13 protein-coding genes are annotated in these 12588 nt (G+C 69.3%); 8 read left to right on the top strand and 5 right to left on the bottom strand.

Annotated features, from left to right (window positions below; translation table 11 throughout):
- Positions 1–78: 78 nt before the first annotated feature.
- Together V1460_RS27385 and V1460_RS27380 are read left to right on the top strand one after the other, a co-directional pair.
- Positions 79–432 (top strand): hypothetical protein, encoded by a 354-nt coding sequence (locus V1460_RS27385; protein WP_338676285.1) that lies wholly within the window; start codon positions 79–81, stop codon positions 430–432.
- Between the two features lie 147 nt (positions 433–579).
- A complete protein-coding gene (locus V1460_RS27380; RefSeq protein ID WP_338676284.1) occupies positions 580–1074 on the top strand; it encodes a hypothetical protein in 495 nt (164 codons plus the stop codon).
- Positions 1075–1226: 152 nt separating this feature from the next.
- Here V1460_RS27380 and V1460_RS27375 read toward each other — a convergent pair whose 3' ends face one another.
- Together V1460_RS27375 and V1460_RS27370 are read right to left on the bottom strand one after the other, a co-directional pair.
- Entirely contained in the window at positions 1227–2723 is a 1497-nt protein-coding gene (locus V1460_RS27375; RefSeq protein ID WP_338676283.1) for a DUF1996 domain-containing protein, read from the bottom strand.
- A 196-nt stretch (positions 2724–2919) separates the two neighbouring features.
- The gene (locus tag V1460_RS27370; RefSeq protein WP_338676282.1) at positions 2920–3927 is read right to left on the bottom strand and encodes an NAD-dependent epimerase/dehydratase family protein; all 1008 of its coding nucleotides are present in this window, start codon (positions 3925–3927) and stop codon (positions 2920–2922) included.
- Between the two features lie 153 nt (positions 3928–4080).
- Here V1460_RS27370 and V1460_RS27365 point away from each other — a divergent pair, with 153 nt between their 5' ends.
- Positions 4081–4761 (top strand): hypothetical protein, encoded by a 681-nt coding sequence (locus tag V1460_RS27365; RefSeq protein WP_338676281.1) that lies wholly within the window; start codon positions 4081–4083, stop codon positions 4759–4761.
- Between the two features lie 56 nt (positions 4762–4817).
- Positions 4818–6251 (top strand): PepSY domain-containing protein, encoded by a 1434-nt coding sequence (locus tag V1460_RS27360; protein WP_338676280.1) that lies wholly within the window; start codon positions 4818–4820, stop codon positions 6249–6251.
- A gap of 178 nt (positions 6252–6429) precedes the next feature.
- On the opposite strand, the gene glnII is transcribed toward V1460_RS27360, so the two are convergent.
- Both glnII and V1460_RS27350 read right to left on the bottom strand, forming a co-directional pair.
- Positions 6430–7464 carry a glutamine synthetase gene (gene glnII / locus V1460_RS27355; protein WP_338676279.1) on the bottom strand — a complete coding sequence of 345 codons (1035 nt, stop codon included), beginning with the start codon at positions 7462–7464 and terminating at the stop codon, positions 6430–6432.
- A gap of 196 nt (positions 7465–7660) precedes the next feature.
- Complete coding sequence (locus tag V1460_RS27350; RefSeq protein ID WP_407077639.1) at positions 7661–8398, bottom strand: hypothetical protein; 738 nt, start codon at positions 8396–8398, stop codon at positions 7661–7663.
- Positions 8399–8813: 415 nt separating this feature from the next.
- Here V1460_RS27350 and V1460_RS27345 point away from each other — a divergent pair, with 415 nt between their 5' ends.
- Positions 8814–9731 (top strand): aldo/keto reductase, encoded by a 918-nt coding sequence (locus V1460_RS27345; protein WP_338676277.1) that lies wholly within the window; start codon positions 8814–8816, stop codon positions 9729–9731.
- Between the two features lie 72 nt (positions 9732–9803).
- Here V1460_RS27345 and V1460_RS27340 read toward each other — a convergent pair whose 3' ends face one another.
- On the bottom strand, positions 9804–10166 hold the full coding sequence (locus V1460_RS27340) for an arsenate reductase family protein (protein ID WP_338676276.1): 363 nt from the start codon (positions 10164–10166) through the stop codon (positions 9804–9806).
- Positions 10167–10298: 132 nt separating this feature from the next.
- On the opposite strand from V1460_RS27340, the gene V1460_RS27335 reads away from it, so the two are divergent.
- The 3 genes from V1460_RS27335 to V1460_RS27325 all read left to right on the top strand — a co-directional run bounded on the left by V1460_RS27335 (position 10299) and on the right by V1460_RS27325 (position 12574).
- Entirely contained in the window at positions 10299–10595 is a 297-nt protein-coding gene (locus tag V1460_RS27335; RefSeq protein WP_338676275.1) for a hypothetical protein, read from the top strand.
- A 174-nt stretch (positions 10596–10769) separates the two neighbouring features.
- Complete coding sequence (locus tag V1460_RS27330; RefSeq protein ID WP_338676274.1) at positions 10770–11642, top strand: arpA protein; 873 nt, start codon at positions 10770–10772, stop codon at positions 11640–11642.
- 110 nt (positions 11643–11752) lie between these two features.
- Positions 11753–12574 carry a class I SAM-dependent methyltransferase gene (locus tag V1460_RS27325; RefSeq protein ID WP_338676273.1) on the top strand — a complete coding sequence of 274 codons (822 nt, stop codon included), beginning with the start codon at positions 11753–11755 and terminating at the stop codon, positions 12572–12574.
- Positions 12575–12588: the final 14 nt, after the last annotated feature.

Below are 12588 nucleotides of genomic sequence, written 5' to 3'. Positions count from 1 at the left end.
AGCCTAAACGGCCGGTCAGCGCCGGTCATCGGCGGTCGGTGATCGACTTCCGCGGTACTCCGGGTACGCTCCGGTGATATGAGCGCATCTGACCAGGAAGCCCCGGTACCGGAGTCGGAGGCTCCGGATGACCCGGATGCCCGGGAAGCGCACGAGTCGGAAGCACGCCCGGAGCCCACCGGTATGACCCCCCGCCAGGCGCGGGTGGTGCGGATCGCCGTGGCGTCCGCGCTGCTGGTGACCCTGGCCTCCGTGCTCGTGGTGCGGCTCGCCGGCCGCACGTCCGTCCTGGTGGTCGGGGTCTACGGGCTGGCCATGATCCTTTGCGGAGTCGTGATCGAACTGAGCCGCCACGGCCGGACCCGGCTGGGCAGTTGGCTGCTGGGCGTCGGCCTGGCGGCCGCGCTCGCGGCGGACTGGCTGCTGCCCTGAGCCGCGGAGCCGGCCCGCCGCCCGACCGGTTTGCGTGATCCGTCTCTCTGGCCCTGTTCTGGGGTCAGGGTGTTCCGTGCAGCACGTTACCGCGCGTTACTCCTGTTGCCCGGTGACAGGGGGGAGGTGAGCAGGCAGGATGGCCGGATGCGTACGGATCGACGTCGAAGCACCGCCCCGATAGCCCTGGCCGCGCTCGCCCTCACCGTCGTCGCGGCCGCCACGGGCTGTGTCCAGGGTGACGAGAAGGCCGCCGACGTGCCCAAGACGGCGACGGGAAGTCTGGAGGAGCTCGCGGCCAAGGTCTCCTGCGAGCCGAATGTCTCCACGGACGCCGAGGAGATCCGGCAGGCCAACTGCGAAACGAAGGACGGCACATATGTGTTGAGCACCTTCGCGACCGACCGGGGCCAGCGTGAGTGGATCAACGAGGCCAACGACTACGGCGGGACCTATCTGGTCGGCCGCAGGTGGGTCGTCAGCGGCGACGAGAAGGTGGTCGCGGCGCTGCGTGAACGGCTCGGCGGGGATGTGGAGACCGGCACGTCGCACGACGGGCACACCGGCGGCGGCAACGGCGGCTCAGGGACCGGCGACACCGGCGGCGAGCACTCCGGTGGCGAGCACTCGGGGCACAGCTGAGTTCCCGTCCCGGTCATCCGCCCTGTCGTCCACTCCGTCGGCGGGACGGATTCTTCCGATTCGCCCACGCTCCCGGTGCCTCCGGCGCCGGGAGCGCACACCGGAAGGGGCCCGCCGGTCACGGCGGGCCCCTTCCGGCTGTGGTAGAGCCGTTATCGGCAGCTACGGCCGGTGTTGATGCAGTCGACCATCTTGTTCATCAGGTTGTCGTTGAAGACGTTGATGAAGTCGCCGTGGTCCGTGACCGGCTTGTGCAGCTGTTCGGGGAACGAGTCGACCGCGAAGACGCTCGGATTGTCCCCGTCGAAGACCGGCGGCGGCACGTTGTACACGATCCGCTGCACAAGCTGCGGAATGGCCTTGAAGCCGTTCTGGCAGCGGCCGTTCCGGTCGGCGAAGGCCACATGCGTGCGGTGGTTGGCGCTGTCCGTGTTCTGGCCGTCCCAGCAGCTCTGGAACTTGAACGAACGCACCACCTTGCTGCCCTGCGGGCAGATCGGGTACTTGTCCTTGAGCTGGCGGTTCTCGAAGCCCGTGCAGCTCCATGACGCGTTCGCGTTGGCGTTGCCGTTCACGAACGCCTTGGCGTCACCGGTGATGATGCGCAGGAACCGGGGCATCGCGGTGACCTTGCCCACCGGGCTGCCGACGAAGTTCAGCGTCACCTGGGCCGGCGTCTGGATCTCGCCGACGTTCTTGTCCTTGCCGCCGCCGTCGGCCTGCGCGTCGTTCTCGTCCTGGCCGTTCTGCACACGCAGCACCGGCCAGTAGTAGGTCGACTTGTCACCCTGGTTGCGGCAGGTCGTCTGGCCGTTGGCGAGGTCGTCGTCGCTGGCGAAGGCGTCGTTGGCCTGGTTGCCCACATAGTCGTGCATATGGTGGGCGCCGTTGCTCACACCCGGCGCCACGATGACGTTGTCCGGGTTGAACTTGCCGTTCTGGTTCGTTCCGCAACTGGTCGCGAAGACGCCACGGGACGCGTTGCGAAGCTTGCGGGGGTTCCGGACGTTCGGCTGGACGGTGGTGATGTCCACGAAGTCGCCGGCCTCCGGGCCGTTGCCGGCCTGGCCTGCTTCGCCCTGCTGCCCGCCGTCGCCGCCACCGTTGTTCTGGCCCTGGCCCTGGTTGTCGGCCTGGCCCTGGCCGCCGTTCTGCTGCCGGCCGCCGTTGTCGTCGTCCGCGCGCAGTTCGCAGGATGCCATCTTCTGGAGCTGCTGGGACTTCTGTGCGGCACGCTGCTGTTCGAGTAGGGCGATGATCCGCTGGATGATCACCTGGCGCTCGTTTCGCAGCGGCGTCAGGATCTGCTGCTGGCCGTAGCCGCGGTCGCTCTGCACCCGCTGCCTGTTCTCGGCGAATCTCTGGTAGGCCCTGGTGATCTGGGAATCCAGCGTGGCGAGTTGGCGGTCAACCGATCCCCGTACCTGCTGGGGTACCTCTTGGATCTCGTTTCCGACGTCGGGGCAGTCGATGGTGGACACCGACTGCCAGCCGTTCGTGGACTGGAGCGGGCGTTGGCCGGTCCAGCTTTCCCCTGCGGAAGCGTAGTAATTGGCCGCTACCAACCCACCCCCGCCCATGATGAGGGCAGCCGAGGCGGCGATCGCCCGGTTTGCCAGCGTCGAGCGTTTGCGTGATGTGCGTCCCATGGAACTCCAATCCCGGGAGGGGTAGCGCGTCGTTCCATACGGGCGGGTCCGGAGCAGCGTTCAGCGGTCCGAGGGATTCGTAGGATTCTCTGTGCGCAAACCGGGTGGAAGTCGTAGAGACCTCGCGCCCGCCCCGCCGGATCGACGGCGGGGCCGGTCGGAGTCCGAGTCGGAACCGGGACGGCACGGTGGTGGGTCAGACGCGGTGCGCGGCCAGCAGTGCCGCGTCCTGCTCGGGCGTCAGGCCTGCAGGGCTGCGCACCGTACGCAGCGGCGGTGCCCCGTCCAGCGAGCGCAGCCAGGCCCAGGTGTCCGCGACCGTCTCCGCCACCGGGCGGCAATGCAGACCCGCGGCCAGGGCCTTGGACACGTTGGCTTGGTGCATTGCGTCATGCGGCTCCCCGCGCGGGATCCAGATCGGCAGATCGGTCCAGGGCGCGACCCCGGCACCCGTGATCGTCTCCTCGTCGAGCCAGCAAAGCCGCGCATCAGCTCCGGTGACCCGGACGCACTCATGGAGCAGCTCGCCCATCGTGGTGTGTCCGGGCGTGCTCACGGTGTTGTACGCGCCCGACAACCCCCGGCCCGGAGCGTTCAGCAGCCACACCGCCAGATCGCGTGCGTCGATGTACTGCAGCGGAAGGTCGCGAGGGCCGGGCGCGGGCACCGGGCCGCCCTGGGCCACCCGGTTCAGCCACCACGGCAGCCGCCCCACGTTCTCCCAGGGGCCGAGGATCAGGCCGGCCCGTGCCAGCAGGGAGCGCTCCGCGCCGAACGCCTCGACCGCAGCGAGCTCGCCGCCCAGCTTGTCGCGGGCGTAGTCGGTGGCCTCCGCGTCGGGGGCGGCGCCGGTGACCAGCGGCCCGTCCTCGGCCATGTCCGCCGTCGGCGGCCACGCGTAGACGGAGCGGCTGGACACATAGGCGTAGTACCGCGCACGGTCGGCAAGCAGCCCGGCCGTGGCCCGTACGGCCCGCGGCGCGGACGACCAGGTGTCCACCACCAGGTCCCAGTCTCCCCGTGCCTCCTCTTCGATCGCCTTCAACCCGCCCGGCGCCTCCCGGTCGCCGTGCAACACGGTCACCCCGTCCGGGGCCGGATGCCGCCCCCGGTGGAACACCGTCACCTGCCAGTCGTGTGCGAGCGCCGCCTCCACGACAGCCTTGCCCACGAACTCGGTACCGCCCAGCACAAGAAGTCTCATGATCGGGACTCTGCCGCCTCGGCGGCCCTGCCGGGGAGGCTTTCCGCTCGCAGGAAAACATGTCCGCTACCAGGGGAATCAGGAACTCGCGGCGTACTCGTCGGGACCCTGGTCTGCCGTTACCGGCGGACATGATGGCACCATGTCCGGGCCATGACGGATTCCCGGTCGCTGATGCGCACCCTCCGAGCCGCGCTTTTCGCGGCGGTGTGCTCGACTTTGGCGGCGATGGGGCATTCGTCCCTGTCTGGGCATGATCTGCCGGGCGCCGTGTTGGCCGGTGCGTTCGTGGTGAGCGGGGGAGCGGCCTGGCTGGCGGGCACCCGCCGCAGGGGCGCGTTCTCGATCGGCGCCGGACTGCTGACGGTCCAGGGCACCCTGCACCTGCTGTTCACCGGCTCCGACATCCACACCACCTCGGCGCATGACGGCGGCCATACCCACCCGATGGGCTCGGACCCCATGCCGCTGGACGCCGTGGCGGGTGCCGTCGGCGAGCCGGCCGTCCTGGCGCCCGCACCCTTCGTTCCGTCCATCGGCATGGTCGCCGCCCATGTCATCGGTGCCCTGGTGTGCGCGTTGTGGCTCGCACGCGGCGAGTCGGCCTTCTTCCAGCTCGCCCGCACCGTCGGCTGCCTCGCCTTCGCGCCCCTGCGCAGAGTGCGCCGGGCCCTCGCCTTCGTCCGGGTGCCGGAGCTTCCGGGACGGTCCGCACCGTCCCGGACCCGAGCCGCCCGGCGCCTCGAAGGAGTCGTCCTCGCCCACGCACTGTCACGGCGTGGTCCGCCGTGGCGGTCCGTCCCCAGCGACACGGCCCCCGGAGCGTACGCCTGACCGGGGACCGCGACTCCCCATGTCAACGCACGAACCCGAGGACTGTCGAGACTGTCATGGCCATTGACGACTCCGTAAGACCAGAAGAACCGAACGCAAGTTCACCGGACACCGCAACCGCACCGGTTCCCCGCCCCTCCACCTGGAGCGCGCTGCGACCGCTCGTACTGCGCATCCACTTCTACGCGGGAGTGCTCGTCGCCCCGCTGCTGTTCATAGCCGCCACCACGGGACTGCTGTACGCCCTCTCGCTGCCCGCCGAGAAGGTGCTCTACAGCCATGAGCTGACCACCGATGCGGGCTCCGCCGCCATCCCGCTCGACACCCAGCTCTCCGCGGCCCGCGAGGCACACCCCGAGGGCACGGTCACCGCCGTGTGGCCGTCCTCTGAGGAGGGTGCGACCACCAGGGTGCTCATGCAGAGCCCCGAGGTCGCCGAGGGCAAGGAACTCACCGTCTTCGTCGACCCCTACACCGGAAAGGTGCGGGGACAACTGGAGACCTCCGGCGACGCGCTGCCGATTCGCACCTGGCTGTCGGGGCTCCACTCGAACCTCCAGCTCGGCGAGACCGGTCGGCTCTACAGCGAGATGGCCGCGAGCTGGATGTGGGTCGTGGCCCTCGGCGGCCTGTTGCTCTGGTTCGGCCGCAAGCGGACGAGCCGCAAGGCGCTGGCCCTGCCCGACCGCTCCGCCACCGGTCGCCGCAGGACGCTCTCCTGGCACGGTTCCGTCGGCCTGTGGGCCGTGCTCGGTCTGCTGGTGCTCTCCGCAACCGGACTGACCTGGTCGACCTACGCCGGAGCCAACATCGACAAGATCCAGACCCAGCTCGGCGGATCCACCCCCGCGGTCTCCGCCGCACTGGACGGCCAGGAATCCGGCGGCGCCCACCAGGGCCACGGTGCCGGACACGGCACCACCCCGCACACCGGCCCGGACATCGGCCTGGACAAGGTGGTCGAGGCGGCGCGGGCGGAAGGTGTCGAGGAGCAGATCCAGATCACCCTGCCGAGTGAGGGTCAGGGCTATGTGGTCAAGGAGCGCGACCGGGAGTTCCCGGTCCACCTCGACGCGGTGGCCGTCGACCCCGCCGACGGACGGGTGATGGACACGCTGCCGTTCGAGGACTACCCGCTGCTCGCCAAGCTGACCCGGTTCGGCATCGACGTGCACATGGGCTACACCTTCGGCCTGGTCAACCAGCTGGCTCTCGCGGCACTCGCCGTGGCGCTGATGTTCCTGGTGGGCTGGGGCTACCGCATGTGGTGGCTGCGCAGGCCCACGAAGGAGCGCAAGCTGAGCGCCGGTCGGCCGATGCCGCGCGGCGCCTGGCGCAAGGTGCCGGTGACCATGCTGCTGCCGCTGGCCGCGGTGACGGCGCTGGTCGGCTGGTTCGTGCCGCTGCTCGGCATCAGCCTGCTGGCCTTCCTCGTGATCGACATCGCGCTCGGATTCGTGGCACGGAGGCGGGCCGGGGCGCAGGTCTGAGGCACGTCCGCATCCACGGCAGTCGATGCGGGCCGGGACGGTTCCTGGCGTGGCGCCGCTGGTGCTCGGTCTGCACGGTGATCGCAAGCATGTGCACCGCCATGGCAGAGCCCGCTGACAGCGGACGGGCCGCCCACCGGAATCCGGTGGGCGGCCCGTCACCACGGGATCGGCGCGGTCAGGCCTGGCCGGCCTTCTCCAGCGCGGAGCAGCAGGTGTCCACCAGCAGCCGGGTCACCACGTACGGGTCGACGTTGGCGTTCGGACGGCGGTCCTCGATGTAGCCCTTGCCGTCCTTCTCGACCTGCCACGGGATACGGACCGATGCGCCGCGGTTCGAGACGCCGTAGCTGTACTCGTTCCACGGGGCGGTCTCGTGCAGACCGGTGAGGCGGTCGTCGATCCCGGCGCCGTAGTTCTTGACGTGGTCCAGCGGCTTGGAGCCCTCGCCCAGCGACTCACAGGCGGTGATGATCGCGTCGTAGCCCTCGCGCATCGCCTTGGTGGAGAAGTTGGTGTGCGCGCCGGCGCCGTTCCAGTCGCCCTTCACCGGCTTCGGGTCGAGGGTCGCGGAGACGTTGAAGTCCTCGGCGGTGCGGTAGAGCAGCCAGCGGGCCACCCACAGCTGGTCGGAGACCTCAAGCGGCGCCAGCGGGCCGACTTGGAACTCCCACTGGCCGGGCATGACCTCGGCGTTGATGCCGGAGATGCCAAGACCCGCCTTGAGGCAGTTCTCCAGGTGGGCCTCGACCACGTCACGGCCGTGGATCTCGTCCACGCCGACACCGCAGTAGTAGCCGCCCTGCGGCGCCGGGAAGCCGCCCGCCGGGAAGCCGAGCGGACGGTCGCCGTCGAAGAAGGTGTACTCCTGCTCGATGCCGAAGACCGGCTCCTGGGCCGCGAACCGCTCCGCCATCTCAGCCAGTTCGGCGCGGGTGTTGGAGGGGTGCGGGGTCATGTCCGTGTTCAGGACCTCGCAGAGCACCAGGATGTGGTCGCCGCCGCGGATCGGGTCCGGACAGGAGAACACGGGCTTCAGCACGCAGTCGGATGCGTGGCCCTCGGCCTGGTTGGTGCTGGATCCGTCGAAGCCCCAGATGGGCAGCTCGTCGACCCCGGGGACGGCGCCGGTCAGTATCTTCGTCTTGGAGCGGAGCTTCGCGGTCGGCTCGGTGCCGTCGATCCAGATGTACTCAGCCTTGATGAACGTCACGGGGGGCCTCATCCTTTGCACGTGCTGCAGGGTATGAGGCGCAGCTTGGCAACTCGGGATTTCCCGTCCATTGCCCGATTGTGAACCCCGTGTTACTCGGTTCGTCCGTCCGCTGGTGCCCGCGCGCCGCGTCGGCGCGGCGCACCGGACCGGTGTACGACGGCGCCGGATCCCGACGCCGTCGTATACACCCGGTTCAGCCGACGCGTTCGATGCGTGCCTTGCGGATCAGGAATTTGCCGGGCTCGCGGACCTGCTCGAAGGCCGCGTTGTTGAGTAGCGCGCAGCTTCCGGAGGCGGACGTGACCTCGACCGTGGTCGACTTGTCGTTGTCGAGGTTGGTGACCTTGAGCTTGGTGCCGACGGGGAAGGTGCCGCTGGATGCCGCGGGGGCGCCGGCCTCACCGGAGAGGGTCACGGTCGAGCCCTGGCAGACGACCTCGCCGACAGCGCCGTTCCCCTGACCGTTGCCGCCCCGGCCACCGCCGTTGCCCGTGGCCGGGGGCTGGACGCCCTGGTCTCCACCGCTTTGCTCGCCGTCGGCCTGGCCTCCGCCGGCAGCCGCGCCGAGGCGTTCGATGCGCACCTGCCGGATCACGTTCTTTCCGGGCTCGCGGACCTGCTCGAAGGCAGCGGCGTTCAGTAGCGCGCAACTGCCGGATGTGGAGGTGACCTCGACGGTGGTGGTCTTGTCGTTGGCCAGGTTGGTGACCTTGATCCTGGTGCCGATGGGCAGTTCACCGCTGGAGGCCGCCGGGGCCCCGCCGTCGTTGGAGAAGGTGAGGTTCTGCCCGGCGCAGACCGTCTCGCCGGAACCGCCGCCCGCCGCCTGCCCCTGCCCTTGTCCGGCCGGGGGCTGGGCAGGAGCGTCGGCTGCCTGGTCCGAGTCGCCGGAGCCCTCGGCGCATCCCGCCGCCTTCTGCTGGACGTTGATCTGCTTGATCACCGCTTCCCGGTTGGCGATCCGCGCCGCCGACTGAGCGTCGGGATCGGCCCGCTGGCCGGCGATGAAGTTCTCGTTGTTGCGGACGGCCTGGGCCAGTCCGTCACAGGCCACGGACGTGTCGCCCGTCCCGGCGTTGCCGATGCCGGTCATGACGACGGCGCTGCCGCCGACCAGCGCTGCCGCGCCGATGAGCAGGGTGATCTTCTTCTTACCGCTGAGGGTCTTCTTGCGCGACACGTGAGAGCTCCTGTTCCCGGCCGTGGACGGCGACCGGATTCCGATCCGTGTTGCCGCTACGTACGGGTAGGGCGCGCGGCCCCGCTCAACGAATCAGACGTAACTTCCTTAACTGGGACTTAAGTTTTCGCAGGCAGCGCGGACGCGGTTGATGGATCATGACCGAATGAACCCACAAACGATCACCGCGGACGCATCGGGCACCTGGACACTCGGAGACCTCGAGGTCAATCGGATCGGCTTCGGCACGATGCGCCTTCCGCAACACGGCAAGGCGCTCATACCCGACGCCGTCCCCGGCGACCGCGACCAGGCGATCGCGGTGCTGCGCCGCGCGGTGGGGCTCGGGGTGAACCACATCGACACCGCCGCGTTCTACTTCTCGCCGCTGCGCTCCGCCAACGAACTGATCAACCGGGCCCTGGCCCCGTACGCGGACGACCTCGTCATCGCCACCAAGGTCGGCCCGCACCGGGACATGCGCGGGGAGTGGACCGAGCATGCCCGGACGGCGCGGGAACTGCGCGGACAGGTCGAGGAGAACCTGCGCCAGCTCGGCCGTGACCATCTCGACCTCGTCAACCTGCGGATCGTCGGCCACGACTCGATCGCCGAACGCTTCGGCGCACTCGCCGAGCTACGCGAAGCGGGGCTCATCCGCCAGCTCGGCGTCTCCAACGTCCAGCCCGAACAGCTCGCGGAGGCCCAGGCCATCGCGCCCGTCGTCTGTGTGCAGAACGCCTATGGCATCGGCCTGCGGCCCGAGTGTGACGCGTTCGTCCGCAGCTGCGGCGAGCAGGGCGTGGCGTTCGTGCCGTTCTACTCCGTCGCCGGTTCCGGGGGGCAGGCGGGGGTGACATCCCCCGACCAGGATTCGGTGCTCGCGGTGGCACGTGCCCACGGGGTGAGCGCGGCTCAGATCCGGCTGGCCTGGACCCTGCACCGCGGCCCGCACATGCTGGCCATCCCCGGCACGGGCAACCTGGAGCACCTGGAGGCGAACATCGCCACCGGCGCCCTGCGCCTCAGCGACGAGGAGCTCGCCTCACTGGACGCCGTGCACCGCGCGGCGGCCGAGGTGTGACGGCCCCGGCAGTCGCCCCGGCGGCCGGGGCGGGACAGTCCCGGCGCCCTCGGCACCGCCCGCGTCTTCCGCTCAGCCGCGCCCCATCGCGTCCCGTACCGCCTCGTCCGTACGTCCCACCACGGCCGTGCCGTCGTCGGCGGTGATGATCGGACGCTGGATCAGCTTCGGGTGCTCGGTGAGCGCCGTGATCCAGCGGTCCCGCGACGACTCGTCGCGGGACCAGTCCCTCACCCCGAGTTCCTTCGCGACCGCCTCCTGGGTGCGGGTGATGTCCCAGGGCTCAAGCCCGAGCCGGTCGAGCACCGCACGGATCTCGTCCGGGGAGGGCACATCCTCCAGATAGCGGCGCACGGTGTACGAGGCACCCTCCTCGTCCAGCAGATGAAGCGCGCTGCGGCACTTGGAACACGCGGGATTGATCCAGATCTCCATCCGGCCACGTTACTCCCTCAAGTCCCACAGCCCAGCCCCGTAAACCCCCTCTGGCCAGGGGAGATTGTCAGTGCCCAGCGGTAAAATCGAACTAGTTCGTGAGGGTCCAACCACCATGCCAGGAGGTCGCCGATGGCCGTTGCCGCAATCACGACGACGCCGAAGCAGAAGTCCAGTCCACAGCCCAAGCCGAAGACCAAGCCGAAGAAGCAGCCGCTGCCGGCCGGGCAGCCGCGTGAGTGGTACGAGTCCCACAATCGCCGCCTGAAGGCCATGCGGCTTGCCATCGCCCTGCTCGACACGGGCGTCTACAACCCGGTGAACGCGAGCAACCGGCGGATACGCACCCTCGCCCAGCGCATCGGCATCCACCCGCCGTCCAACACCACATGCCGCATGGTGCGGTCCCTGATCCACTACGCCAACTGAACGCACCACTCGCACAAGTGCGGCCCGGGGTCTCACCTGAACCCCGGGCCGTACGTCATGCGCCACCTCTGAGTGCGGCGTGTCACAGACTACTCACCACGCACTGTGGGAACGTCAACTCTGCGACTGCAGAATCGAGTTGCTGACGGTCTGCCCGTACGTGGAGAGGATCGAATGAGCGCCCCGCACACCATGACGCTCGACCAGGTGATCGACACCGCCCGCTACCCCCTGTCGGCCCCCGAGAGCCCGGAAGCCCTGGCCGTGCTGGAACGGGCCCACCGCGACCTCGCCGAACTCGGCTGCACCGTCCTCCCGGACTTCATCCGTCCCGAGTACCGCGAGGTGCTGGAGCGGGAGTGCTCGGCCATCGCGCCCCGGGCCCACTTCGACGTCGAGACGGTCAACGTCTACAACATCGCCATCGACCCGGCCCTCCCCGACGACCACCCAGGCCGCACCACCTTCCGGCGGGGCAACGCCTTCGTCGCACGGGACCGCATCCCCCCGGGCGCCCTCATCAGCAGGCTCTACTCGCACCGCGAGTTCCAGAGGTTCATCGCCCGCTGCTTCGGTCTCGGCCGACTGCACGAACTGGCGGACCCGCTCTCCGGACTCGTACTCAACGTCGTCGAGCCGGGTATGGAGCACCCCTGGCACTTCGACACCAACGAGTTCACGGTGAGCATGCTCACCCGAGGGGCCGACAGCGGCGGGGACTTCGAGTACTGCCCCAACATCAGGACACCGCAGGACGAACGCTTCGACGACGTCCGGGACGTGATCAACGGAGGGGGACGGCAGCTCATCCTCAGCCTGCCCCTCCAGCCGGGAGACCTGCAGCTCTTCAAAGGCCGCTACTCGCTGCACCGGGTCAGTCCGGTGCGCGGCGAACACGCCCGCCACTCCGCGATCTTCGCCTACAGCGAGCGCCCCGGCGTCATCGGCAGCGTGGCGCGGACACGGCAGCTCTTCGGCCGCGTACTGCCTGAGCATCTGGCGGCATCCGAAGGCCGCGCGGTCAGGGGGGACCGGCTGCTCGACTAGGGCTTTCGTCTGGACCAGGCCGGATCAGGGAGCGGTGCCAGGGAACGCGAGCCCGGCAGGATCCAGACGAAACCCCTGGGTCCTGTCCGACTGAGGGAGGAAGCATCCACGTGCGCTTCGACACGACCGGAAAAGTCTCGCTCGACGACATCTACAACCAGCCCGACCCGCGCACCTACTTCCAGGTGCTGCGCCCGCTCGGCTACTGCATACCTCAGCTGGCGAAGCCCTACTTCGTGAAGTACATCCAGGAGTACCGAGAGTCCAGGAAGGTCGCCGAGCCCAAAGTGCTGGACATCGGCTGCTCGTACGGGATCAACGCCGCCCTGGTGAAGTACGACGCCACCATGGACGAACTGTACGAGCGCTACGGCGGCGGGCGGGACGAAGACCGCGAGGCCCTGCTCGCCCGCGACCGTGAGCTGTCCCGCTCCCGCCAGCCCGCCCAGCCCATCCGTTTCACGGGCCTGGACGCCTCCACCCGTGCTCTGTCCTACGCCCGTGAAGCCGGGTTCCTCGACGACACCGTGCACGCCGACCTGGAACACCACGACCCCACCCCGGCACAGCGCGCCCGGCTCGCCGGCACGGATCTGGTGATCTCCACCGGCTGCATCGGCTATGTCACCGAGCGGACCCTGACCCGGGTCATCGCCGCCCAGGACGGCCACCGTCCGTGGATGGCCCACTTCGTACTCCGGATGTTCCCCTTCGAACCCGTCGAGCAGGCGCTGTCCCGCCTCGGCTACCGAACCACGCGCGTGGACGAGGCGTTCAGACAGCGCCGCTTCGCCTCCCTGCGGGAGCAGTCACTCGTGCTCGACGGAATGTCGGCCGCCGGGGTGGATGCGCGGGGCTTCGAAGCGGAGGGCTGGCTCCACGCACAGCTGTACCTTTCCCGCCCGAACAACCCGAATCGAGACCGGAATTGACCAAGACTCAAGGT

It is taken from the genome of Streptomyces sp. SCSIO 30461, assembly GCF_037023745.1.
In the GTDB taxonomy this organism is placed as follows: domain Bacteria; phylum Actinomycetota; class Actinomycetes; order Streptomycetales; family Streptomycetaceae; genus Streptomyces.
The sequence above is the reverse complement of the archived record's forward strand: the minus strand, read 5'-3'. Positions and strand labels throughout refer to the sequence as shown.